This window comes from Pseudomonas sp. EA_15y_Pfl1_P101 (genome assembly GCF_963970835.1).
Classification (GTDB): domain Bacteria; phylum Pseudomonadota; class Gammaproteobacteria; order Pseudomonadales; family Pseudomonadaceae; genus Aquipseudomonas; species Aquipseudomonas tritici.
Genome location: NZ_CAXAPA010000028.1, coordinates 13,889 through 34,699, shown reverse-complemented (window position 1 = coordinate 34,699; position 20,811 = coordinate 13,889). Strand labels below are relative to the sequence as shown.

At 60.5% G+C, this 20,811-nt stretch carries 24 protein-coding genes; 3 read left to right on the top strand and 21 right to left on the bottom strand.

Annotated elements, in window-relative coordinates; all coding sequences use genetic code 11:
* The 4 genes from AACY36_RS27585 to AACY36_RS27570 form a co-directional block, all read right to left on the bottom strand.
* On the bottom strand, window positions 1-239 hold a 239-nt coding region (locus AACY36_RS27585), incomplete at its 3' end, for an ATP-binding cassette domain-containing protein (protein ID WP_339497754.1).
* The gene (locus AACY36_RS27580; protein WP_122485033.1) at window positions 230-1,210 is read right to left on the bottom strand and encodes a substrate-binding domain-containing protein; all 981 of its coding nucleotides are present in this window, start codon (window positions 1,208-1,210) and stop codon (window positions 230-232) included. The genes AACY36_RS27580 and AACY36_RS27585, both read right to left, overlap by 10 nt.
* A 35-nt stretch (window positions 1,211-1,245) precedes the next feature.
* Entirely contained in the window at window positions 1,246-2,067 is an 822-nt protein-coding gene (locus tag AACY36_RS27575; RefSeq protein WP_339494499.1) for an SDR family oxidoreductase, read from the bottom strand.
* Between the two features lie 237 nt (window positions 2,068-2,304).
* Entirely contained in the window at window positions 2,305-2,784 is a 480-nt protein-coding gene (locus AACY36_RS27570) for a GNAT family N-acetyltransferase (RefSeq protein WP_034099874.1), read from the bottom strand.
* Window positions 2,785-2,972: 188 nt separating this feature from the next.
* On the opposite strand from AACY36_RS27570, the gene AACY36_RS27565 reads away from it, so the two are divergent.
* The 3 genes from AACY36_RS27565 (at window position 2,973) to AACY36_RS27555 (ending at window position 4,905) form a co-directional block, all read left to right on the top strand.
* Complete coding sequence (locus AACY36_RS27565) at window positions 2,973-4,169, top strand: MFS transporter (RefSeq protein ID WP_339420938.1); 1,197 nt, start codon at window positions 2,973-2,975, stop codon at window positions 4,167-4,169.
* Between the two features lie 85 nt (window positions 4,170-4,254).
* Window positions 4,255-4,587 carry a hypothetical protein gene (locus tag AACY36_RS27560; protein WP_339420936.1) on the top strand — a complete coding sequence of 111 codons (333 nt, stop codon included), beginning with the start codon at window positions 4,255-4,257 and terminating at the stop codon, window positions 4,585-4,587.
* A 51-nt stretch (window positions 4,588-4,638) separates the two neighbouring features.
* Complete coding sequence (locus AACY36_RS27555) at window positions 4,639-4,905, top strand: hypothetical protein (protein WP_339420935.1); 267 nt, start codon at window positions 4,639-4,641, stop codon at window positions 4,903-4,905.
* A gap of 65 nt (window positions 4,906-4,970) precedes the next feature.
* Here AACY36_RS27555 and AACY36_RS27550 read toward each other — a convergent pair whose 3' ends face one another.
* From AACY36_RS27550 to fabD, 17 genes are all read right to left on the bottom strand, one after another.
* Window positions 4,971-5,888 (bottom strand): PfkB family carbohydrate kinase, encoded by a 918-nt coding sequence (locus AACY36_RS27550; RefSeq protein WP_339420933.1) that lies wholly within the window; start codon window positions 5,886-5,888, stop codon window positions 4,971-4,973.
* Entirely contained in the window at window positions 5,881-7,347 is a 1,467-nt protein-coding gene (locus AACY36_RS27545) for a purine-cytosine permease family protein (protein WP_339420931.1), read from the bottom strand. The genes AACY36_RS27550 and AACY36_RS27545 overlap by 8 nt, the downstream gene beginning before the upstream one ends.
* Before the next feature lie 189 nt (window positions 7,348-7,536).
* Window positions 7,537-8,538 carry an ADP-ribosylglycohydrolase family protein gene (locus AACY36_RS27540; RefSeq protein WP_339428334.1) on the bottom strand — a complete coding sequence of 334 codons (1,002 nt, stop codon included), beginning with the start codon at window positions 8,536-8,538 and terminating at the stop codon, window positions 7,537-7,539.
* Window positions 8,535-9,248 carry a GntR family transcriptional regulator gene (locus AACY36_RS27535; protein ID WP_339428333.1) on the bottom strand — a complete coding sequence of 238 codons (714 nt, stop codon included), beginning with the start codon at window positions 9,246-9,248 and terminating at the stop codon, window positions 8,535-8,537. Before AACY36_RS27535 ends, AACY36_RS27540 begins: the two co-directional genes overlap by 4 nt.
* Window positions 9,249-9,318: 70 nt before the next feature.
* Window positions 9,319-9,879, bottom strand: coding sequence for a DUF1285 domain-containing protein (locus tag AACY36_RS27530; protein WP_339420926.1), 561 nt, complete (start codon window positions 9,877-9,879; stop codon window positions 9,319-9,321).
* Window positions 9,880-9,895: 16 nt separating this feature from the next.
* On the bottom strand, window positions 9,896-10,501 hold the full coding sequence (locus AACY36_RS27525) for a DUF4823 domain-containing protein (RefSeq protein WP_065873961.1): 606 nt from the start codon (window positions 10,499-10,501) through the stop codon (window positions 9,896-9,898).
* Between the two features lie 118 nt (window positions 10,502-10,619).
* Window positions 10,620-11,588 carry a GTP 3',8-cyclase MoaA gene (locus AACY36_RS27520; RefSeq protein WP_339420924.1) on the bottom strand — a complete coding sequence of 323 codons (969 nt, stop codon included), beginning with the start codon at window positions 11,586-11,588 and terminating at the stop codon, window positions 10,620-10,622.
* A gap of 115 nt (window positions 11,589-11,703) precedes the next feature.
* Entirely contained in the window at window positions 11,704-12,357 is a 654-nt protein-coding gene (locus AACY36_RS27515) for a TetR/AcrR family transcriptional regulator (protein ID WP_010208394.1), read from the bottom strand.
* A 513-nt stretch (window positions 12,358-12,870) separates the two neighbouring features.
* Window positions 12,871-13,656: a TatD family hydrolase gene (locus tag AACY36_RS27510; RefSeq protein WP_339420923.1), complete on the bottom strand. Its 786-nt coding sequence runs from the start codon at window positions 13,654-13,656 to the stop codon at window positions 12,871-12,873.
* A 53-nt stretch (window positions 13,657-13,709) separates the two neighbouring features.
* Window positions 13,710-14,699: a DNA polymerase III subunit delta' gene (locus AACY36_RS27505; RefSeq protein ID WP_339420921.1), complete on the bottom strand. Its 990-nt coding sequence runs from the start codon at window positions 14,697-14,699 to the stop codon at window positions 13,710-13,712.
* A complete protein-coding gene (gene tmk, locus AACY36_RS27500; RefSeq protein ID WP_339420919.1) occupies window positions 14,692-15,324 on the bottom strand; it encodes a dTMP kinase in 633 nt (210 codons plus the stop codon). The genes AACY36_RS27505 and tmk overlap by 8 nt, the downstream gene beginning before the upstream one ends.
* Window positions 15,325-15,343: 19 nt before the next feature.
* Window positions 15,344-16,477: an endolytic transglycosylase MltG gene (gene mltG, locus AACY36_RS27495; RefSeq protein WP_339420918.1), complete on the bottom strand. Its 1,134-nt coding sequence runs from the start codon at window positions 16,475-16,477 to the stop codon at window positions 15,344-15,346.
* Between the two features lies 1 nt (window position 16,478).
* Window positions 16,479-17,294: an aminodeoxychorismate lyase gene (gene pabC / locus AACY36_RS27490; RefSeq protein WP_339420917.1), complete on the bottom strand. Its 816-nt coding sequence runs from the start codon at window positions 17,292-17,294 to the stop codon at window positions 16,479-16,481.
* Complete coding sequence (fabF, locus tag AACY36_RS27485) at window positions 17,294-18,538, bottom strand: beta-ketoacyl-ACP synthase II (protein WP_339497753.1); 1,245 nt, start codon at window positions 18,536-18,538, stop codon at window positions 17,294-17,296. The genes pabC and fabF overlap by 1 nt, the downstream gene beginning before the upstream one ends.
* 128 nt (window positions 18,539-18,666) lie before the next feature.
* Window positions 18,667-18,903, bottom strand: coding sequence for an acyl carrier protein (gene acpP, locus AACY36_RS27480; RefSeq protein WP_003175607.1), 237 nt, complete (start codon window positions 18,901-18,903; stop codon window positions 18,667-18,669).
* Window positions 18,904-19,094: 191 nt separating this feature from the next.
* Window positions 19,095-19,838 carry a 3-oxoacyl-ACP reductase FabG gene (gene fabG / locus AACY36_RS27475; protein ID WP_005790544.1) on the bottom strand — a complete coding sequence of 248 codons (744 nt, stop codon included), beginning with the start codon at window positions 19,836-19,838 and terminating at the stop codon, window positions 19,095-19,097.
* Between the two features lie 31 nt (window positions 19,839-19,869).
* The gene (fabD, locus tag AACY36_RS27470) at window positions 19,870-20,808 is read right to left on the bottom strand and encodes an ACP S-malonyltransferase (protein ID WP_339420913.1); all 939 of its coding nucleotides are present in this window, start codon (window positions 20,806-20,808) and stop codon (window positions 19,870-19,872) included.
* Window positions 20,809-20,811 lie beyond the last annotated feature (3 nt).

The window sequence follows — 20,811 nt, the reverse complement described above, 5'->3', positions numbered from 1 at the left end:
ATGCTGTCCGCCGCGTTCTTGAACGCCATGGTCTGCTCGCCGATTTGCAGCGTGCCGCTGTTGGGGATGTAGGCGCCGCCGAGGATCTTCAGCAGCGTCGACTTGCCCGCGCCGTTCTCGCCCATCAGCGCGTGCACCTCGCGCGGCCGCGCTTCAAAGCTGATCTGCGCCAGGGCCTTGACCCCAGGAAACTCCTTGCCGATGCCGTTGAAGCGCAAGGCCGCGCCGGTTATTTCCACAGCCCGATTTTGGTCAGCTCTTCCTGGAAGTTGGCACGGGTGATCAAGGTGACTTCGTCCATGGCGGTGTATTTCGCCGGTTCCTTGCCGGTGGTGACCCACTCGTACATCGCCAGCGCAGTGTTGTAGCCCTCAATGTGCGGGCTGGGCAGCATCGAACCAAAGAAGCCACTGTCGGCTTTCTTCAATTCGCCGATGGCGTCAGTGCCATTGATGCCGATGCCGATCACGTTGGCCGCCTTGAAGCCAGCGCTTTCGGTGGCGCGCACGCCGCCCAGTACGGTGTTGTCGTTCATGCCGCCGATGATCAGGTTCTTCGCGCCGCTGGGCAGCTTGACCAAGGCTGAGTTGGTGGCGTCCATGCTGCCGGGAACATCAAGGGTCTTGAGAGCGGCGGTCAGGATGTGGTCTTTGGGAATGCCCGCCTCTTCAAGGGATTTGATCGAACCGTCGGTGCGTTTTTTGCCGGTGTCGAGTTCGTTGTAGGTGTTGATCACCGCATAGGTGTCCTTCCAGTCCCAGCCGCGTTTTTTCGCTTCGGCGGCCATGGCGGCGCCCTGTTTCTGGCCGACTTCAAAGGCGGCCATGCCCAGGTAAGGCACGTCCTCCATGAAGTTGCCCTTGGCATCGACAAAGCGATCGTCCACCGCCATCACCTTCAAGCCGTTGACCTTGGCCTTGGCGACAATGGCCGGGCCCAGGGACACGTCCGGCGGGCAGATCACAAAGCCCTTGGCGCCATTAGCGGCCAGACTGTCGATGGCCGAGAGGGTTTTCTCGCCATCCGGTACGGCGATCTTGATCACGGTAAAACCGTGTTCCTTACCGGCTTTTTCGGCGAAGGCCCATTCGGTCTGAAACCAGGGTTCTTCGGCTTGCTTGACCAGAAAGCCGATCTTCACTTCCTCGGCCAATGCCACGCCGCTGAACGCCATCGCAAGCGCTACTGCGCCTAGAGTTTTCTTGAACATGAGCTACCTCTTGTTGTTATTGAGCGCTGCAGGTTTTAGTCGTGGTACATCACAGACCGCCCGCCATCGATCATCAGGCAGGTGGCATTGATAAAGGGCGCCTCGTCGGTCGCCAGGAACAATGCAGTCATCGCCACCTCGATCGGCTGGCCGATGCGCTTGGGCGGGTGCAGGTCTAAGGCGCGCTGGCGCTCGGCGTGGGGGTCGGCGAAGCCGTTCCAGTAGTCGACGTTGAGCTGGGTTTCGATATAGCCCGGCGCGATGGCATTCACACGAATGCCCTTGGGCGCGTACTCGATGCCGAGGGCACGCGTAAGGCCGAGCAGGCCGTGTTTGGCCACGGGATAGGGGAAGCAGCCGGGAATGATGTGACTGGAATGGGTAGACGCGATGTTGATGATGCTGCCGATGCCCTGCTCGATCATGTGCGGCAACACCGAGCGGCAGCCGTACCAGGCGCCGTCGAGATCGATGGCGAAGCAGCGGCGCCAGTCTTCGTCGGTCATTTCCAGCGGGTCGCGGAACACATTGACCCCGGCGCAGTTGACCAGCACATCCACGCGGCCGAAGCGCTCGAGGGTCAGATTGACCAGCGCCTGCCATTGATCTTTAGACGTAATGTCGACGGCTTGCGCGTAGATGTCAGCACCGCGTTCACGCCAGTGGGCGGCGACTTGCTCGACCTTCTCACCCTGGATATCGGCGATGACCAGGCGCGCCTGCTGAGCCTGGAAACACGCGGCGATGGCCTCGCCAATGCCTTGGGCGGCGCCAGTGATGATCACCACCTTGCCTGTGAGCCGCTCGCCGTAGGTGGGCTCGGGCACGGCGGGGAGTGACAACGGTTGTGCCTGCATCGCTTCACCTGTTTTATTTTTGGTAGTGAGTGCTGATGCAGCCGACTATAAACCTATCATTTGAAACATCTCAATATATAAATTTGCATCCCATATAGTGAGAGACACACAAAAATAATGTGGGAGCGGGCTTGCTCGCGAATGCGGTGTTTCAGTCACCAAAAATGTCGACTGATCCACTCCATTCGCGAGCAAGCCCGCTCCCACATTTTGATCTTCAGTGGTTACAGAAGGTTGCTAGCCGAGGGCGAAGTCTCGTAGTGCGTCGCCTTCCATGCGATAGCGCACCCACTCTTCCTGCGGCTGCGCGCCGATGGATTTGTAGAAGGCAATCGCCGGCTCATTCCAGTCCAGCACGCTCCACTCAAAGCGCCCGCAACCGTTATCAAAAGCAATCTTCGCCAGGTGGCGCAGCAGCTTCTTGCCCGCCCCGCCGCCGCGTTGCTCCGGGTTGATGTAGAGGTCTTCCAGGTACAGGCAGTTGCTGCCCAACCACGTGGAATAGCTGAAGAAAAATACCGCGAACCCAATCGGCACGCCATCGCGTGAGCAGATCAGGCCGTGTGCGGTGGCGCCCTCGCTGAACAGGCTGCGCTCAATGTCTACCACGCTGGCGATCACCTCATGCCGGGCTTTTTCGTACTCAGCCAATTCAGTGATGAACGTCAGGATCTGCGCAGCATCGCTGGGCACGGCGGGGCGAATCTCGATGGTCATGGGCGAGCCTTGGCAATTTCAAAGCACACATACTAAGGCGCTTTCATGACTGATTGCAGTGCATTATCACCGGGGCCGGGGCGCTTTACTCCGCTGAGGAGCAATGCGAGCACCATCAACCACAGAACAATCCGCGCAGGCATGCATGGTAAACAGACGGCACACCTCCAACGATTCGAGACGTGCCCATGCCTGCGATGCCCTCGGTGAGCGCGAAAACCTTCGCGCTGTTCTGCCTTGCCAGTTTCCTGCTGTCGCTGTCCTACGGCTCGACCTTTTTGCTGTCGCTGCTGATTCATTCACGCGGCGGCAATGAGCACGATGCCGGTAGCGTGATCTCCACGGCGATGCTCAGTACCTTCGTGGCGGTGCTACTTTCCGGGCATTTGGCGGATGCGTTGGGTGCGGCGCGTGCGATTGCGGGAATGGGCGTATTGCTGGTGGTGGCCTGCCTGGGCTTTGCGCTGGTGCCAGGGTTTGGTCAAGGTTTGATGCTTTTCGGGCTGTCACTGGGGCTGGGCTGGGGCGTGTTCTACACGTTGGGACCGATCATCGTGACGTTGCTGGTGGAGCCTCACCATCGGGCCAAGTACTTTGCGCTGCTGTCGGGCAGCATGTTGAGCGGGATCGGCGCGGGCCCTCTGCTCGGGCGCGCCGCCAGCGCGCTGGAGCTGCCACTGACAACCGCATTCTATATCGCCGGGTTGGCCAGCCTCGCAGGTGCCGTGATGTTCTGGCGCATGGGCGCACAATTCAAGCATCACACCCACGTACCTACGGCAAAGATTTCCTGGGGTGCCAGCCGTCGAGTGCTGTCTTCCAAAGCGGTGTTCGCCATCCTGATGGTTGGCCTGGGGGGTTGCGTATTTGGCGGGCTTTCATCGTTCCAGACCAGCTACGCCGCCGCGCATGGGCTGGATTATTCGCTGTTCTTCGCAGGTTTCCTGAGTGCGGCAATCACCAGTCGCCTGTTGATTGCCGGCTTTGTGGTCAAGCGTGATGCCTACCGGGCGGCCTGCGTGTTATCCGGGATCATGCTCGGGTCGATCGCGCTGTTTGCCTTTGGCGTGAGCGGAAACCTCAGCTATTTGCTGGCAGCGGCGCTGCTGGGGGTCGGGTACGGCCTGACGTATTCCGTGATCAACGGGTTGGTAGCCCATGAGGCGCCATCCGGCATGACGTCCCAGGCGTTGCTGCTGTTCAGCCTGGCGTATTTTGTCGGGGTCTTCGGGTTTCCCTGGTTGGCGGGCAAGCTCATCGTCGACTACGGCTTGTCGGCACTGATGATGAGCGTGCTGGCGGTGGCCACCTGCAATTGGTTGATCAGCGTGGCGCGGTTGGCCTGGCGTCGGGTCTCATCACACAAAATCTTACAGGTCACTTGATACCGTTCGTCGCCATCAAGGCACGATCAGGAAACCTCAACTGACCAATAGAGGGTAAGGACATTAATCATATGGAGACACCCTCATGAAGAATTCCAAGTTTGCTGCCCTCGCGCTCACCGGCCTGCTGTCGGCGGTGTCCCTGAGCAGTTTCGCCGCCACATCGTCGACCGGCACCACCACGCCTGACGCGACCAGCGAGTCGCAGAAATCCATGGGCACTGGCCTGGATACCAATGGCGGCGCGGTCATCGACAACACTAATGGCGCTGACCCGCACACCAAAGGCCACGACACCGAACGCCAGGCGCCTGCCGCCGTCGGCAACGGCAAAATGGGCCCATCCGTGAATGAGCCGACGATCAATAAAGGCGATGATTCGAACCTGCCAGGCGCGCCGAAACAAACTGCGCCATAAACAGCGAATCGCTCTACAGACACCCGATCATTCCCCAGTGAAGAGGTATGCATGAACGTCGATAAAGACCTTGAAAAAGAAGTCCTCACCCGCCTGCTGCACGCGCACCCCCAAGGGTTGGGCAAGGAAGTGCTGGATAACTACCGCGGAGAAAAAGTGGTCGCCAGTGCCTTGGCATTTCTGCAGGATCGCGGGCTTATCAAGGATGGGCATGTGACCACCGATGAGACCGGGGAGTATTCGTTGAACTTGCCGATCAAGTTGACAGCGTCGGGGGTGGATGAGGCGCGCAAGCTGGAAAGTCAGACTGCCCAGTAATGTAGGAAACACCGCTAAACACTGTGGGAGCCGGGCTTGCCCGGTTCCCACAGTGTTGATTGGCTTTATTCAGTGAGTAGGGCATTGACTTCAGGGGTGCCGGGCGATGTAGCCGGCCCCCAACGTGTCACGGCCAACGCCGCTGCCGCATTTGCCCGCCGTGCCGCTTGAGCGGGTGCCAGTCCGTTCGCCAGCCCCGCAATAAACACCCCCGCATGCGCATCGCCCGCGCCGTTACTGTCCACCGCCTGTACCTTGAAGCCCGGCACATGCTCGACGGCACCCTCGGCGCTGACCCAGCAACCCTTCGGCCCATCGCGCACCACCAGCAAGGCAGTGTCAGGCAGGTGACGCTTCAGCTCGCTCAGTGCCTTCGTTAACGTACCTGCCCCCGTAAATGCCAGCGCCTCCGGGCCATTGCTGGTCCAGATATCGATACGCGGCAGCAGGGCCAGCATCGGTGCAGAATCCGGCGCCTTGACCAGCGGGCCGGGGTCGAACACGACGGTGATGTGACGGGGCAGCGTCAGCAGCCAGTCGAGCAGCGCCTGGGCCTTGCCTTCCAGCAACAAGCTGTAACCGCTGACATAAACGTAATCGTCCGATTGTGGCACCACACTCGCCAAATCCTCGGCGTTCAAATCACCTTCAGCGCCGATATGGGAAATGAACGTGCGCTCGGTGCTGGCCTCGGTCAGCGAAACGCATAGCCCCGTGTCTTTGTCCGTGCTGGGCGCCTGGGCGATTTCCACACCTTCGGCCAGCATCGCTGCGCGGGCCAGGTCGCCAAAGCGCCCGTTGCCGTGGCGCCCCAGATAGATCACCGCCAGCCCATTGCGCTTGGCCGCAGCCATCACATTGAACCCCCCACCGGCTTCGAAACTGGCCGAATGCGCCAGCACGTCGCCGCCGGATGCAGGCAAGGTATCGAGAGCCATGACCAGGTCGACGATGACTTGGCCGGTGTGCAGCAATCTAGACATTGGGGCTCTCTACCAGAGCCGGGCGACGGTCAGCCGCGCCACCCAGCGCCGCATAAACCCCGCCGGCCACCAGGAAGGTAACGATCCAGCCTAGGCCGTTATGGCCCAGCCACGAGTCGGACAACGGCCCGGCGAACCAGATGTTTTCGGCGGTGGTGCCAATGGTGGTGAAGCTGAAGCCCAACACGATCGCCATGGCCCAGGCGCCGAATGCGCGCCACTCCACACCACCGCGATACCAATAGGCGCTGCTTGGGCTCACGTCCAGCAAGTCCGTGGGGCTGTAGTAGTGACGGTGGATCAGGTCGACCACGAAAATGCCGACCCAGGCCGTAATCGGCACCGCCAGCAACGAGATGAACGTGATAAATGGGCCATAGAAACTGTCGGCGATTAGCATGAAGTAAATCGAACCGGCGAAGATTGCCACGATGTCGACGATCACCGCGTGCACACGCTTGACCTTCAAGCCAAGGGTCAAGGTGGTGAGACCCGCCGAGTACACCGACAGGTTGTTGGAGAGCAGCAGCCCGCCAAACGCCGTGATCAGGTACGGAACCGCCATCCAGGTCGGCAGCATGTCGCGGATCGCGATGATCGGGTCAGTGGCCGACGCCAAGTCGTTATTGCCCACCGACAGCAGGCCGCCAAGGGTGATCAGCAACACCAGCGGGATGCCCGCACCAAACGCGGCGGATGCCACCAGGCGCGCAGCCTTCACACTGCGGTGCTGGTAGCGCGACATGTCGGCGCCGGCATTGGCCCAGCCGATACCGGTGCCCGCGGCCATGGTGCCGACGCCAATGATCATCGCGCTGAGCGGTGCCGGCGTGGCATTGAACACTGCGCTCCAATCGATAGTGGCGCAAAGGAAGCCGCCGACCAGAATGTTCAAGGCGCCGAACACGTAGGTGGCCCACTTCTGGATCACCAGCAAGGTGGCGTGTCCGAGGCCGGATACGGCCAGGGTCAGCAGCACGAAGATCGCGATGAATATCAGGGTGAGTAACGGTGCGCTTTTCGCTTCCACCGCAGAACCGAACAGGATCGAACTCAACGACAGCAGCACAAAGGCGGCTGTGGTGGTGTTGACGGTTTCCCAGCCCAGGCGTGACATCAGCGACACCAGCGTTGGGCCGATATTGCCGCGCACGCCAAAGATGGCGCGGGACAGCGTCAGGCTGGGCGCGCGGCCACGCCGACCGGCGATGGAGATGATGCCTACCACGGCAAAGGAACCGGCAGCGCCGAGGATCGCCACGATGATTGCTTGCCAGATCGCCAGGCCGCGAAACGCCACCAGCGTCGCGCCAAGCGGTAAGCCAAGAATGCTGATGTTGGCCGCGAACCACACCCAGAACAGTTGCAGCGGGTGCCCGTTACACTCGCTTTCCGGGACAGGTTCGATACCACGTGTTTCCAATTGCCCAGCGCTCTGGCCGGAAGAGGTGCTGCTCATGAGGGGCGCTCCTGGTGCCTGTATTGTTGTAATTGTGGCAAAGAATCCAATCTTTAAGCCGGTCATCCTGACTCAACACGATTCAGTGTGGGAGCCGGCTTGCCTGCGAAGGCGGTTATCCAGTGAGCGCATCAATGGCTGGCACACCGTCATCACAGGCAAGCCACACACATTTTTGCTCTGTGGTGTTCAGCGTAATTTGAGCAGCGCTTGAACCAGAGGCTGAATATCCAGGCCGTTGACCTGCTTGACCTGATCGATCATCGCCACAGGCCAGCACTGCATGCCCAGGCATGCGCCCATCATGGCGCCTAGAATCGCGGCGATGGTGTCGGTGTCGCCGCCAAGGCTGGCGGCCAGGCACAGGGCCTCGAAGGCATTCATCTCGCCGACCGCCACTTGCTGGGCCAAGGCAAAGGACACCACCACTGACTCCTGTGAAGCCACGGAGGTGCCAATCAACTCATACAGCAGGTCGGCGAACAGGACCTTGTCCCCGCTGTCGACGCTCAACGTCCGCGCCCAACTGATGCGCGTGGAAATACGCCCGCCGGCGATCCAGTGTCCGTGGCGCTCTGCTTGTTGGGCGATTTGCATACCGATATTGAGTGCCTCACCCAAATCCACGCCATTAATGCCAGCCGACACCACCGCCGCCACCGCCGCCGCACTGGAAATACCCAGGGTGGTGTTATGGGTAACCTGGCAGGCCTGGATCACCGCCTGGATAAACGGTGCCGGGTCGCTGACATCGGCGGCGATCCCCACCGGCGTGATGCGCATCGCGGCGCCGTTGGTGGTGCCATAGCGCCCGGATTCTTCCGGCGTGTGGCCGGCGAGGATCATGTCGATCGCACGCTTGGTCGATGGGCCGAGTAAATCCTGCGAGCCCTTGGCACGCATGACTGCCTCCCAGTCGATCAGGCGCTGTGCGAGCACGGTAGGTTCAATCGTGCCCTGGCCTTCCACCAGCAATTCGCCCACCAGGATCGCCTGCTCGGTGTCATCGGTGATGGAGCCGGCGGGCATGTTTGGCGCGATGGGCTGGTCAGCACCGGAATCTTCCAGGCCGGTGATAGCACCGAAGCGCGCCCGGACCTGTTCACGGCTCAAGGATTGGGTCGGCATGCCCAGCGCATCGCCCAATGCCAGGCCGTAGAAGGCGCCGAGGGCGCGAGTGTGCGGGGTCATTTCGAATGTCCAAACTGCAGGTGCAGACGAAAGTGCAGAGGATCGAGCCAGCTTTCGACGTACTCCATGAAACGCTCGCGACGGTCGTAGGTCGTGCGCGACGCCTTGAGGAACACCGTGCCTGTAGGGCGGCCAAGCAACTCGGCGTCTTCATCGCTGAGGGGCTCGGCGCCGATCCACTGGTCACCGTCGGCCCCGACATACCCGTAGGCTGCCAGGGTGATGGTCAGGGAGTCATCGATCAGGCCCACGTCAGGCAGGCTCTCCAGGCCTCCGGAGGCGGGCATCAGCGAGCGCTCCAGGGACACGGCGGTGCCGGCGGTAGTGCGGCGGCGCCGGTCGAGGGCGATGAATTGGTCACTGCCGAAACGGTTGAACAGGTCTGGGCGAGTCACCGCTTCCAGGCGCAGTATATCGGTGCTCACCCGCGCCCCGGTGTCGGCCAGGGCCTGCGCCCAACCGCTATGTTGGTCGAGCACCATGCCGTCAAAGGTGACGATGGAGCCGACGCCGCTCTGGGTCGCTATGTAATTACGCCGTTTGAGTTCAGCCAGCGCTTCGCGCAGGGTGCCGCGACTGACCGCAAACTCCTCGGCCAATTGGTGCTCACCCGGCAACAGAAAACCGTCGACCATCACTCCGCCCTCGATACGGCGTATAAGCTCGTCGACGACGCGTTTTTTCTTATCAAATCGAACATGTCTAATCATGTAAAAATTGATAACCGAAAGCCGTTATTTACAGCAAGCGAATTATTTCAGGAACATGAAAAAACGGGCCCTAAGGCTCCAGCCCAATACGGAAAAATTCCCCAGCGCTCCAGACACCAAGCCAGTTCTGACCGTTGATCGGACGGCTCACCGCCAGTTCCACTAATTGGTAGAACGCGTTTCGATGCACCAAGGCTTCAAGGTTGGTGCGCACCCGGATGTAGGGCGCGGGCTCCTGGGTGACCGGATCGATCACCACGCGCAACGGATGTTCAAGACCGGCTTCGACTTGCTCATCCACGTTGGTGGTAAAGCGCAATACCTGGCTTTCGCCCTGCCCTTCGACTTCCAGGGTCACGGCGACAAACGGCGCATCGTCGACGGTGATGCCAACTTTTTCCACGGGAGTGATCAGGAAGTAATCATCGCCATCGCGGCGGATAATGTTGGAGAACAGCTTGACCATCGGCTTACGCCCGATCGGCGTGCCCTGATAGAACCAGGTGCCGTCGCGGGCGATGCGCATATCGATGTTGCCGCAGAAATCCGGGTTCCACAGATGCACCGGCGCCGGTCCCTTGCCTTTGGGCAGTTGGGCCAACAGATCGTTGGCTTTGGCGGAATCGGTCATGGGCTTCTCCTGGTGCTTATTGATCACTCATCCCAAGCAGGCCGCGGGCGTATTGCGCCAGGGGGCGGGCAATCAAGTCTTCTGGCTTATTGTCGTGGAACGTCAGTAAACCGCCACGACTGCGAATACGTGCAGTATCAATCAAATACTGGGTGCTGGTCTCGATCAACATGATCTGGATGACGCCGTTGTCCAGGCCAACACGGTCAAGGGCCTGCTGATCAGCCCACTCGTCGGCATTGCCGATACGGTCATCCGCTGCCGCAAATCGGCAGTACAACAGGTAGTGAGCGCCGGCTGCACGAGCTTCGGACATTGCCTGTTCCAGACCTTCCGGTTGGCGGGCGCGGCGTACCATGGGGAAGTATTCGACGAAGCCGTTGAACGCTTCCTCTGCCACCACGTTAGGACGCGGGTAGGCACTGCCCGGCGGTACGAAGGCACCCTGGGCGATAAAGATAAAGGAGTCCGGCTGCACGCGAATCGAGGCCGTGCGACGGGTGTCGCTGTGGTCGAGCAAGCCGGCATCACTCATCTGATAGCGAGTGCCTTCGGCCATATCGCTGACGGTCATGCAACCACTCAGCGTCAACGACGCCAGCAACAAAACCAGACTACGCATCCTAATCCTCCAGAAGCCGGTGACGGAAAACCGGCGAATGGGCATGAGATGCAGAATCCGCGCCACTCAGAGATGACGCATAACCAAATGTGGGAGTGAGTTGAGTTAGGAAATCGCGTTAGCCGCCAATGATTTTCATGATGGTGGCACCGCCGGAGAAGGCCACTTCCTGTTTATCCCCCAACGCCTTCATCAACAGGCCTTGCAGCGCAGGCAGTGCTTGATGCCGCGGCTTGTCCAGCAGGTCGCCGACATAGTGACGGTTGCTCGACGACAGGCAGCCATGCAACCAGCCCGTGGACGACAACCGCAGCCGTGAACAGGTACGGCAGAACGGCACACTCTCGTTGGCAATCACGCCAAAGAAACCCTTGCCCGGTACTTCGTAGCGTACGGCGGTGGCGTCGACGGGGGCATTGGCTTGCAGGTATTCATACTGTTCGCCGATCAGGCTCAGCAGTTGCTGCAAGCTGACAAATTGCTGCAGGAACGCGTTGGAGTCCTTGGCCAGGTGGCCCATGCGCATCAGCTCGATAAAGCGCAACTCGTAGCCGCGCTCCAGGCAGTAGTCGAGCAGCGGCATCACTTGGTCAAGATTCTGGCCGCGCAACGGCACCATGTTGACTTTGATCTTGATACCGGCAGCGCCGGCCTGGTCCATGCCATCGAGCACGGTGGCCAAGTCGCCGCCACGGGCGATGCTGCGGAAGGCGTCCGCATCCAGGGTGTCGAGGGAGACATTGATGCGCTTGATCCCGGCGTCCACCAGCAACGGCAGTTTGCGCGCCAGCAGTTGGCCGTTGGTCGTCAAACTGATGTCACTGAGGCCCATCTGCCCCACTGCGCCCATGAAGGCTTCCAGCTTGGGGCTGACCAGTGGCTCTCCGCCGGTAATGCGCAAGCGGTCGATGCCGGCCGCCTCAATGAGATAAGCCACGCCGCGCGCCATCGCCTCGGCCGAGAGTTCGTCCTGGGCAGCCACCAGCCGCTTGCCGTTAGGCACGCAGTAGGTACACGCGTAATTGCAGGCTGAGGTCAGGCTGATCCGCAAATTGCGAAAACGCCTGCCTTGACGATCAACGATCATGGATCACTCCGGCAGAGGATGATTCGGGCGCACTAAAAACTGACTGATAAATCAGCTTTTAGCAAGAGTCCATGCCTGAGTATATTCCTGGGGTACTGCGCGTGGCAGCAAATCATTACGTGGCGGGCGTTTCAGCCGGTGGCTGCTCGGCGCTGTGCTTGCGCTTGTTGCCCATGCGCACGCCGATATCCATCAGGAACTGGAAAAAGCCTTCCTGATCTTCCAGCACATTGCTCCAGAACGGCGAGTGGTACAGCGCGACGGCGCCGTGTACCAAGGCCCAGGCAGCGCAATAGTGGAAATACGGCGGCACGTCCTCCAGCTTGCCTTCGCTGATGCGGCCCTTGATCAGCAGAGTCAGGCGTTCGAAGTTCGAGGCACGGATCTTGTGCAACTCCTCGACCATTTCCGGCACTTGATGGCCCTTGACCACCTTCTCTTCCAAACGGTCGAACAGGCGATAGCGCTGCGGATCACGCATCCGGAACTCGAAGTAGGCGCGGGACAGGGCTTCCTTGTCCTTGTCCACATCGGCCGAATGCAGCAGCTCGTTCAAATCACGCTCGTAGTCGAGCATCAGGCGCAGGTAAATCTCGGCCTTGGACTTGAAGTGCTTGTAGATCGTGCCTTTGCCGATACCCACGGCATCCGCAATCATCTCGACGGTGACGCTGTCTTCACCTTGTTCGAGGAACAACTTCAGTGCGGTGTCGAGAATTTCCTGCTCACGGCGGCGAAACTCACGGACCTTACGGGGTTCTTTGTGCATGAGAAAGAGGTCTGCAGAGGTCGAAATAGGAAGGGTTGCGCAGGGCCACGGATACGTGGCGATACGATTTACCCAGTGCGAGGGATTATCCCGACTGAACGGTCGTTGGGCAATGTCTATGTGAACCCGTAACGCACTTTACTTTCAGCGCACCAACGTTTGCATTGATTTCAGTCAGAAATAATACGCAACAACTCCCTCCGTACACCTGCTTGATGAGAACCCAAGCGAAGCGCGTGTATTCCAAATCTGTTTAAAAAACGACCAGTCGCCACTGGACTGAATCGGATACTGATCAATACTTGAACTGTCGGCGTGACATCTCCCCCAAGTGACGCGCCGACCTGGGTACCAACGGACCGCGTGCCCTTGTTTTACTCCTAATGGTCTTAGCCCGGATTCACCCCCCAGAACCCGGGTTTTTTTTGCCTGCGATTTGGCCGCGTCAACAGCATCGGTATCTACACAAGCACGCTCACTACGGGGAAATTTTTCAGCTTTGAAAATTGTGCGTCAGTAGGCCACGTGAGCCAGCGGGAACAGGCGCTTGAAGTTCTTGGTGGTCTGTTCGGCAAAGCGCTCGTAGGATTCGCCACGCAGCATCGCCAGGTAATCCGCCACATCGCGCACATACTCCGGCAGGTTCGGCTTGCCGCGATGTGGGATGGGCGCCAGGTACGGCGAGTCGGTTTCCACCAGTAGGCGGTCGGCCGGTACTTGGCGCGCTACGTCGCGCAGGGCGTCAGCATTGCGGAAGGTGACGATGCCCGACAGGGAAATGTAGAACCCGAGGTCCAGGGCCGCCTTGGCCATGTCCCAGTCCTCGGTGAAGCAGTGCAACACGCCAGCCTGAGGCAGCGCGGCTTCGCGCAGCAGGGTCAGGGTGTCGGCACGGGCGCCACGGGTGTGGACGATCACCGGTTTACTGGTCTGCTGGGCAGCCTGCAGGTGCAAACGAAAGGAGGCTTGCTGCAACTCGGCGGCTTCGGGCTCGTAGTGGTAATCCAGGCCGGTTTCACCGATGGCCACCACGCGCGGGTGATTGAGTTCGCCGAGCAGCCAGTCGAGGGCTGGGGCTTCACCGGGCTTGAGGTCCAGCGGATGGATACCCACCGAACAATCCACATCGGCATAGCGATCAGCCAGGGCTTTGACGTCGCCAGCATTTTCAGCGCTGACGCCGATGCACAGGAAGTGCCCTACTCCGCGCTGGCGTGCCGCTTCGAGCGCGGCGTCAAGGGAGCCGCCGTGCTGGGCAAGGTCGAGGCGATCAAGGTGGCAATGGGAATCTACGAGCATAAGAATTAAGTCACTGAAAGTGTTTGACCAACGATACCCGTCAGCCAGGGAAATTAACGCCGGCCGAGCAAACCGACCCACTGCACCAGCAGCGCTTCAAGCAAGAGCACACGGTTGAGGTTGGCTTTGCCGAGCACCTTCTGGCGCTGGGCGAGGATCCAGTCCTGGATCGTCAGCACTTTGTCCTGGGCACTTTTTTGCGCCAGGTACTGCACCACTTTGCGCATATCTGGCAGGCCCAGACCGCTTTCGTCCTGGGTCAGTTGGTAGCGCAGGATCAGGCTCGACCAATCGCAGAACCAGTCGAACAGCAATAGCAGAGGAATGTCCTTCCAGGCAGTTTCAGCCAACTGGGTCGCGGACACTTCCTGCTTGATCAGCTTCTTTACGCCCTCCACCACCAGTGCGCGTTGCTCACGCACCCCCTGGGCTTGCAGCTTCACCGCGGCCAATGGCGAGCCCGCTGCCAGTGTCAGCAACTCGACCCGTTCTTCCTGACTGCACTGCGGCAACGCCTGCGCCAGCCACTCAAGACTCAGCGCCTCGCTTGGCAGCGGGCACGCCTGCTGAACGCAGCGGCTGCGAATGGTCGGCAGCAAACGGCTCGATTGGTGGCTGACCAGCAACAACACGGTATCGCCAGACGGCTCTTCCAGGCTCTTGAGCAAGGCGTTGGCGGCGTTGATGTTCATCGCCTCCACGGGCTCGATCAACACCACCTTGCGCCCGCCCATCTGCGCGGTTTGCACCACGAAGCTGACGAGGTCACGGACCTGGTCGACCTTGATCGCCTTGTCGGCTTCCTCGGGCTCCAACACGTAGTTGTCCGGATGGCTGCCGGCCTTGAGCAACAGGCAGGATTTGCATTCGCCACAGGCTTCCAGGTCGACCGGGCGCTGGCACAGCAGGCTGGCCATGAGTCGCTCAGCCAAGTCCCGCTTACCGATACCCACCGGTCCATGCAACAGGTAGGCATGGGCGTGGTGAGCACGGCCGGCCAATTGTTGCCACAGGCTGGCCTGCCACGGATAGGCTTCAGGCACGGGCGCGCTCCAGCAGCGTCGGCAATAGCGTGTCGATGGCTTGCTGCACCTGGGCCAGCGGTTGGGCCGCGTCCAGCAGGTAATAACGCGCAGGCTCGGCCGCAGCACGTTTGAGGAACGCAGTACGGACCGCGTCGAAGAAGGCCTGGCCTTCGAGCTCAAAACGGTCCAGGCGACCACGGGCACTGGCGCGGGCCAGGCCCACTTCCACCGGCAGGTCGAACACCAGGGTCAGGTCAGGGCGCAGGTCGCCTTGGACGAACGTTTCCAATGTAGCAATGCGCTCCAGGCACAAACCTCGACCGCCGCCCTGGTAGGCATAGGTGGAATCGGTAAACCGGTCGCAGATCACTACGGCACCGCGCGCCAGGGCCGGGCGAATCACCTCGGCCAAGTGCTGGGCGCGCGCGGCGAACACCAGCAGCAGCTCGGTGTCAGGGTTCATCTGCTCTTCACCCGGAGCGAGCAGCACCTCACGAATGCGCTCGGCCAGCGGCGTACCGCCAGGCTCGCGGGTCAACACCACCTCGATGCCTTGGGCGCGCAAGCACTCGGCCAGGTAATCGCGGTTAGTGCTTTTGCCGGCGCCCTCGGGGCCTTCCAGGGTAATAAACAAGCCAGTCACAGGCAGTCCTTAGTCAGAATTATTGCGGGCTTGGCGGCGCAGTGGTGTCCGGCGCAGGCTCGGCCGGTTTATCAGCTGGCTCATCCGCCGGTGGCGTTGCGTCTTGCGCAGGCTTCACCACCGGGGCCGGACTGGAGCGGTAATCGGCGCGGCGTTTGAGTTGAAACTCGCGCACGGCGGCATTATGCGCATCCAGGTTATCCGAGAAAATATGGCTGCCATCGCCCCGTGCGACGAAATACAGGCTGCTGCCCGGCACCGGGTTCAGCGCGGCATGGATCGCCTCGCGGCCGACCATCGCGATAGGCGTCGGCGGCAGGCCGGCAATCATGTAGGTGTTGTAAGGGTTGGCTTCCTTGAGATGAGCGCGGGTCAACTTGCCGTTGTAGCGCTCGCCCAGCCCGTAGATCACCGTTGGGTCGGTCTGCAACAGCATGCCGATCTTCAAGCGACGCACAAATACCCCGGCGATCTGCCCACGCTCCTCAGGTACGCCGGTCTCTTTCTCCACCAGGGAGGCCATGATCAGCGCTTGATAAGGGTCGGTGTACGGCGCATCGGCGGCGCGCTTGCTCCACTCCTGGGCGAGTACATCGTCCAGGCGGTTATAGGCTTTTTTCAGGAATTCGACGTCGGTCATGCCACGCACGAAGCGGTAGGTATCGGGGAAGAACCGCCCCTCGGGGAACACGCCAGGGTGGCCGAGTTTATCCATGACTTCACTGTCAGTGAGGCCCGAAAGTCTCTGCACGATCTTTTCATTGTTGGCTAAGGCCGAGCGCACCTGGCGGAAGTTCCAGCCTTCGACCAGGGTCAGGCTGTATTGCACCACTTCGCCACGCTGCCAGAGGCCGATCAAGCCCTGCGCCGTCATGCCAGGCGTCATGCGGTATTCGCCGCTCTGCAGTGGCTGGCCGTCGAGGTTTAAGCGCCAGTACAGGCGCAACCAGAACGCGCCGTCGAGCACGCCATCGGCTTCCAGGCGATTGAAGGTACCGGTCGGGGTCGCCCCTGCCGGCACATCGAGCAATTGCTCCTGGGCCAGGTTCAAAGGCTGCTTCAAGGCAGAATCGAACTTCCAGGCCGAATAACCCAACAACAAAGCCGCCGAGAACAGACCGATCAGCAGCAGTACAACCAGTTTTCGTATCAACTCAAATTTCCAATAGCGCGCGAATAATGCCCTGCAGTTTACGGGTGAGCGGGCCAACCGACCAGCTCATCGCAGCGTACCCGCGCACAGGCCAAATGCCATAAACGCTGTTGCATACAAAGACTTCGTCAGCCTGCTGCAACTGCGTAAGGCTGATGTCGGCCACGGCCACCGGGGTGCCCAGCGTTTGAGCCTGGGCCAGAATCTCGGCGCGCATCACGCCGGCAACGCCGCAACGCGTCAGATCAGCGGTTAGTAACAAGCCGTTGCGCACAAGAAACAGGTTGCTGAATACGCCTTCGATGACACGCCCAGACATGTCCAGCATCAAACCTTCAGCGTGTTCGGCATCCTGCCATTCGGCGCGGGCGATCACCTGCTCGAGGCGATTGAGGTGTTTGAGGCCGGCCAGCAGTGGCTGCTCGGCCAAGCGGGTGGCACACGGAAACAGGCGGATGCCGTCGGTTCCATGGGCGAGGGGATAAGTAGCGGGCGGGTTGCCCTGCAAGATACGGCGCACTGGCTCGCCAGGGTTGATGCCATACCCACGCAGACTGTCGCCACGGGTAAGGATCACCTTGAGGACACCGTCGCCAAGGGCGGCGGCATAGGCCAGCACTTCGTTGCGGATCAAAGGCTGATCTGCAATCAAAGCGAGGCGCCTGCAACCCTGATCGAGGCGTTGCAGGTGACGGTCGAGCAGCAACGGTTGCCCGGCCCTGACGGCGATGGTCTCGAACAACCCGTCGCCATACGCCAGGCCGCGATCTTTCAGGGGCACGTTATCCGCTGGCTGACCGTCGACCCAGCTGTGCATCACTCGGCGAACCGGCGGAACACCAGGGACCCGTTAGTGCCACCAAAACCGAACGAGTTGGAGATCACCACGTCGATCGGCATCGGCTGCGCTTCGTGAGGCACGAAGTTCAAGTCGCAGCCTTCGTCAGGCTCATCGAGGTTGATGGTCGGGGGAGCGACCTGATCCTTGATGGCCATCACGCTGAAGATCGCTTCGACCGCACCCGCCGCGCCCAACAAGTGGCCGGTCATGGACTTGGTGGAGCTGACCGCCAGCTTGTAGGCATGCTCGCCGAACACCGACTTGATGGCTTCAGCTTCCGCCAAATCGCCAGTCGGCGTCGACGTGCCATGAGCGTTGATGTGCTGCACCTGGTTCGGGCTGACCTTCGCATCGCGCAGCGCGTTGGTGATGCAACGCGCAGCGCCGGCACCGTCGGAGGGTGGCGAGGTCATGTGGTAAGCGTCGCCGCTCATGCCAAAGCCGATCAGCTCGGCATAGATGGTCGCGCCACGCGCCTTGGCGTGTTCCAACTCTTCCAGCACCAGTGCACCGGCGCCGTCGGACAGAACGAAACCATCACGGCCTTTGTCCCAAGGGCGACTGGCGCGGGTGGGCTCGTCGTTGCGGGTCGACAGTGCACGGGACGCGCCGAAGCCGCCCATGCCAAGGCCACAGGCCGCCATCTCGGCGCCGCCAGCGATCATCACGTCAGCTTCGTCATAGGCGATGTTGCGCGCCGCCATGCCGATGCAGTGCGTGCCCGTGGTGCACGCGGTGGCAATGGCGTAATTAGGCCCCTGTGCGCCCAAGTGGATGGACAGGAAACCGGAAATCATGTTGATGATCGAGCCCGGCACGAAGAACGGTGAAATTCGACGGGGGCCGGAATCGTGCAACGTGCGGCTGGTTTCTTCGATATTGGTCAAACCACCAATACCCGATCCCATGGCCACGCCGATGCGGTCACGGTTGGCGTCGGTGACTTCCAGGCCGGCGTTACGCACTGCCTGAAAACCGGCTGCCAGGCCGTATTGAATGAACAGGTCGAGTTTGCGGGATTCTTTGACCGAGAGATATTCCTCGACATTGAAGCCCTTTACCGAGCCGCCAAAACGGGTGGAATAGGCAGAAAGGTCCGTGTGTTCGATCAGACCAATACCACTGTGGCCAGCCAGAATGCCCTGCCAACTGCTCGGCACATCCGTGCCCAGTGGCGACAACATACCCATACCGGTGACTACGACGCGTCTACGCGACACAGCACTCTCCTTTTTCTAATGACGACACTTTTGCTTCAGCGCTCACATTTCGTCAGGGCTAAAGAAAAAACCGCACGCCGTTACAGCAGTGCGGTTTTTCCCTGAAAGCAAGCGACGACTACAAACTATTACGCCTGGTGGCTAGTAACGTAGTCGATAGCAGCTTGAACAGTAGTGATTTTTTCAGCTTCTTCGTCCGGGATTTCGGTCTCGAATTCCTCTTCCAAAGCCATCACCAGCTCAACGGTGTCAAGGGAATCGGCACCCAGGTCTTCTACGAAGGAAGCAGTGTTGACCACTTCTTCTTCCTTAACGCCCAGTTGCTCGGCGACGATTTTCTTGACGCGCTCTTCGATGGTGCTCATACCTTGTTTAACTCCTAATGGACAAATTCAGGCAGCTGGCCAGTGGGTAAGTGTATAGAAAGCCATTTCAGCTTTTCAACTGAAAGCTTCACCCAGTACCCGGTCGGCCACCCGCCTATAAATTAAGTTGCAGCTTTATAACGGATTTTAGACAGCTCGTATGACATTTTTTTGAAGCGATCCGTCACAATTTAACTCATGTACATCCCGCCGTTCACCGGGATTGTAGCCCCAGTCACGTATGCCGCACCGTCGGATGCCAGGAAAGTGACCACATTCGCGATCTCTTGAGCCTGGCCCAGACGGCCCAGCGGAATCTGCGTCAGCAAGGCTTCACGCTGTGCTTCCGGCAGCTCACGGGTCATATCGGTGTCGATGAACCCTGGGGCCACCGAGTTGACCGTAATCGACCGCGAGCCGACTTCACGTGCCAATGCACGGCTGAAACCTTCCAGACCGGCCTTGGCGGACGCGTAGTTTACTTGGCCTGCGTTGCCCATGGCACCCACTACGGAGCCAATATTGATAATTCGCCCCCAACGCGCCTTGGTCATACCACGCAAAACGCCCTTGGACAGGCGAAACAGACTGTTCAAGTTGGTATCGACCACGTCGTACCACTCGTCGTCTTTCATGCGCATCATTAGGTTGTCGCGGGTGATGCCGGCGTTGTTTACCAGAATCGCCGGCGCGCCAAATTGTGCGGTGATCTCAGCCAGTACGGCGGCCACTGACTCATCGCTGGTCACGTTCAGCTCAAGGCCGGTGCCTTGCACGCCGTTTTCCTTCAGGGTCGCGGCGATACGCTCGGCGCCCGAGGCGGACGTGGCAGTACCGATCACAACGGCGCCCTGACGGCCCAGCTCCAGGGCGATGGCCTGGCCAATGCCACGGCTTGCGCCGGTAACCAGTGCAACTTTACCTTGCAGACTCATGCAGGCTTCTCCTAAGTTCGGAAATAGAGGGTCAGGCCAGGGCTGCGCGAGCGGCAGCAAAGGCGTCAGGTGTATTGAGGTTGGCCGTCGAGACGCCGTCGGCGCAGCGCTTGTTCAGGCCGGCGAGGACTTTGCCCGGGCCACACTCGACCAGCTCGGTGGCGCCCTTGGCCGCCAGGGTCTGGACCGACTCAACCCAGCGCACGGGCTTGTAGAGCTGCTCAAGCAGGTCGCGCTTGAGGGTGTCGAGGTCGGCCGCCACGGCGGCGCTGACGTTCTGTACCAGTGGGATCTGCGGTGCCTGCCAGTTGACGGCAGCGATGGACTCGGCAAAACGCTCGGCAGCCGGGCGCATCAATTCGCAGTGGGACGGTACGCTTACCGGCAACGGCAAGGCACGCTTGGCACCACGGGCTTTGCAGATTTCGATTGCGCGCTCAACGGCAGCCTTGGCACCCGCGATGACCACTTGGCCAGGGGAGTTGAAGTTAACGGCGCTGACCACTTCGCCCTGGGCCGCTTCGGCGCAGGCTTCGATCACCACGGCGTCGTCCAGGCCCAGGATGGCAGCCATGCCGCCCTGCCCTGCCGGAACGGCTTCTTGCATCAGCTGCCCACGACGCTCGACCAGCTTGACCGCTTCAGCCAGGGTCAAGCTGCCCGCCGCCACCAAGGCGCTGTATTCGCCCAGGCTGTGACCGGCGACGAATGCTGGACGCGCGCCGCCTTCCGCAAGCCACAAGCGCCACAGGGCGACCGAAGCGGCCAGGATGGCCGGCTGGGTTTTATCGGTTTGATTGAGTTGTTCTTCCGGCCCCTGCTGGGTCAGTGCCCACAGGTCGTAACCCAGGGCGTCGGAAGCTTCCTTGAAGGTGTCCAGGATCAACGGGTATTGCGCGCCCAGTTCGGCCAACATGCCGAGGGACTGCGAACCCTGCCCTGGAAAGACGAATGCGAGGGATGTAGACATGTA

What these genes read in the sequence shown, in the direction of transcription:
- AACY36_RS27580 (WP_122485033.1), bottom strand. Translation starts at nt 1,210, where the DNA reads ATGTTCAAGAAAACTCTAGGCGCAGTAGCGCTTGCGATGGCGTTCAGC.
- AACY36_RS27575 (WP_339494499.1), bottom strand. Translation starts at nt 2,067, where the DNA reads ATGCAGGCACAACCGTTGTCACTCCCCGCCGTGCCCGAGCCCACCTAC.
- AACY36_RS27570 (WP_034099874.1), bottom strand. Translation starts at nt 2,784, where the DNA reads ATGACCATCGAGATTCGCCCCGCCGTGCCCAGCGATGCTGCGCAGATC.
- AACY36_RS27565 (WP_339420938.1), top strand. Translation starts at nt 2,973, where the DNA reads ATGCCTGCGATGCCCTCGGTGAGCGCGAAAACCTTCGCGCTGTTCTGC.
- AACY36_RS27560 (WP_339420936.1), top strand. Translation starts at nt 4,255, where the DNA reads ATGAAGAATTCCAAGTTTGCTGCCCTCGCGCTCACCGGCCTGCTGTCG.
- AACY36_RS27555 (WP_339420935.1), top strand. Translation starts at nt 4,639, where the DNA reads ATGAACGTCGATAAAGACCTTGAAAAAGAAGTCCTCACCCGCCTGCTG.
- AACY36_RS27550 (WP_339420933.1), bottom strand. Translation starts at nt 5,888, where the DNA reads ATGTCTAGATTGCTGCACACCGGCCAAGTCATCGTCGACCTGGTCATG.
- AACY36_RS27545 (WP_339420931.1), bottom strand. Translation starts at nt 7,347, where the DNA reads ATGAGCAGCACCTCTTCCGGCCAGAGCGCTGGGCAATTGGAAACACGT.
- AACY36_RS27540 (WP_339428334.1), bottom strand. Translation starts at nt 8,538, where the DNA reads ATGACCCCGCACACTCGCGCCCTCGGCGCCTTCTACGGCCTGGCATTG.
- AACY36_RS27535 (WP_339428333.1), bottom strand. Translation starts at nt 9,248, where the DNA reads ATGATTAGACATGTTCGATTTGATAAGAAAAAACGCGTCGTCGACGAG.
- AACY36_RS27530 (WP_339420926.1), bottom strand. Translation starts at nt 9,879, where the DNA reads ATGACCGATTCCGCCAAAGCCAACGATCTGTTGGCCCAACTGCCCAAA.
- AACY36_RS27525 (WP_065873961.1), bottom strand. Translation starts at nt 10,501, where the DNA reads ATGCGTAGTCTGGTTTTGTTGCTGGCGTCGTTGACGCTGAGTGGTTGC.
- AACY36_RS27520 (WP_339420924.1), bottom strand. Translation starts at nt 11,588, where the DNA reads ATGATCGTTGATCGTCAAGGCAGGCGTTTTCGCAATTTGCGGATCAGC.
- AACY36_RS27515 (WP_010208394.1), bottom strand. Translation starts at nt 12,357, where the DNA reads ATGCACAAAGAACCCCGTAAGGTCCGTGAGTTTCGCCGCCGTGAGCAG.
- AACY36_RS27510 (WP_339420923.1), bottom strand. Translation starts at nt 13,656, where the DNA reads ATGCTCGTAGATTCCCATTGCCACCTTGATCGCCTCGACCTTGCCCAG.
- pabC (WP_339420917.1), bottom strand. Translation starts at nt 17,294, where the DNA reads ATGCACAGCTGGGTCGACGGTCAGCCAGCGGATAACGTGCCCCTGAAA.
- acpP (WP_003175607.1), bottom strand. Translation starts at nt 18,903, where the DNA reads ATGAGCACCATCGAAGAGCGCGTCAAGAAAATCGTCGCCGAGCAACTG.
- fabG (WP_005790544.1), bottom strand. Translation starts at nt 19,838, where the DNA reads ATGAGTCTGCAAGGTAAAGTTGCACTGGTTACCGGCGCAAGCCGTGGC.
- fabD (WP_339420913.1), bottom strand. Translation starts at nt 20,808, where the DNA reads ATGTCTACATCCCTCGCATTCGTCTTTCCAGGGCAGGGTTCGCAGTCC.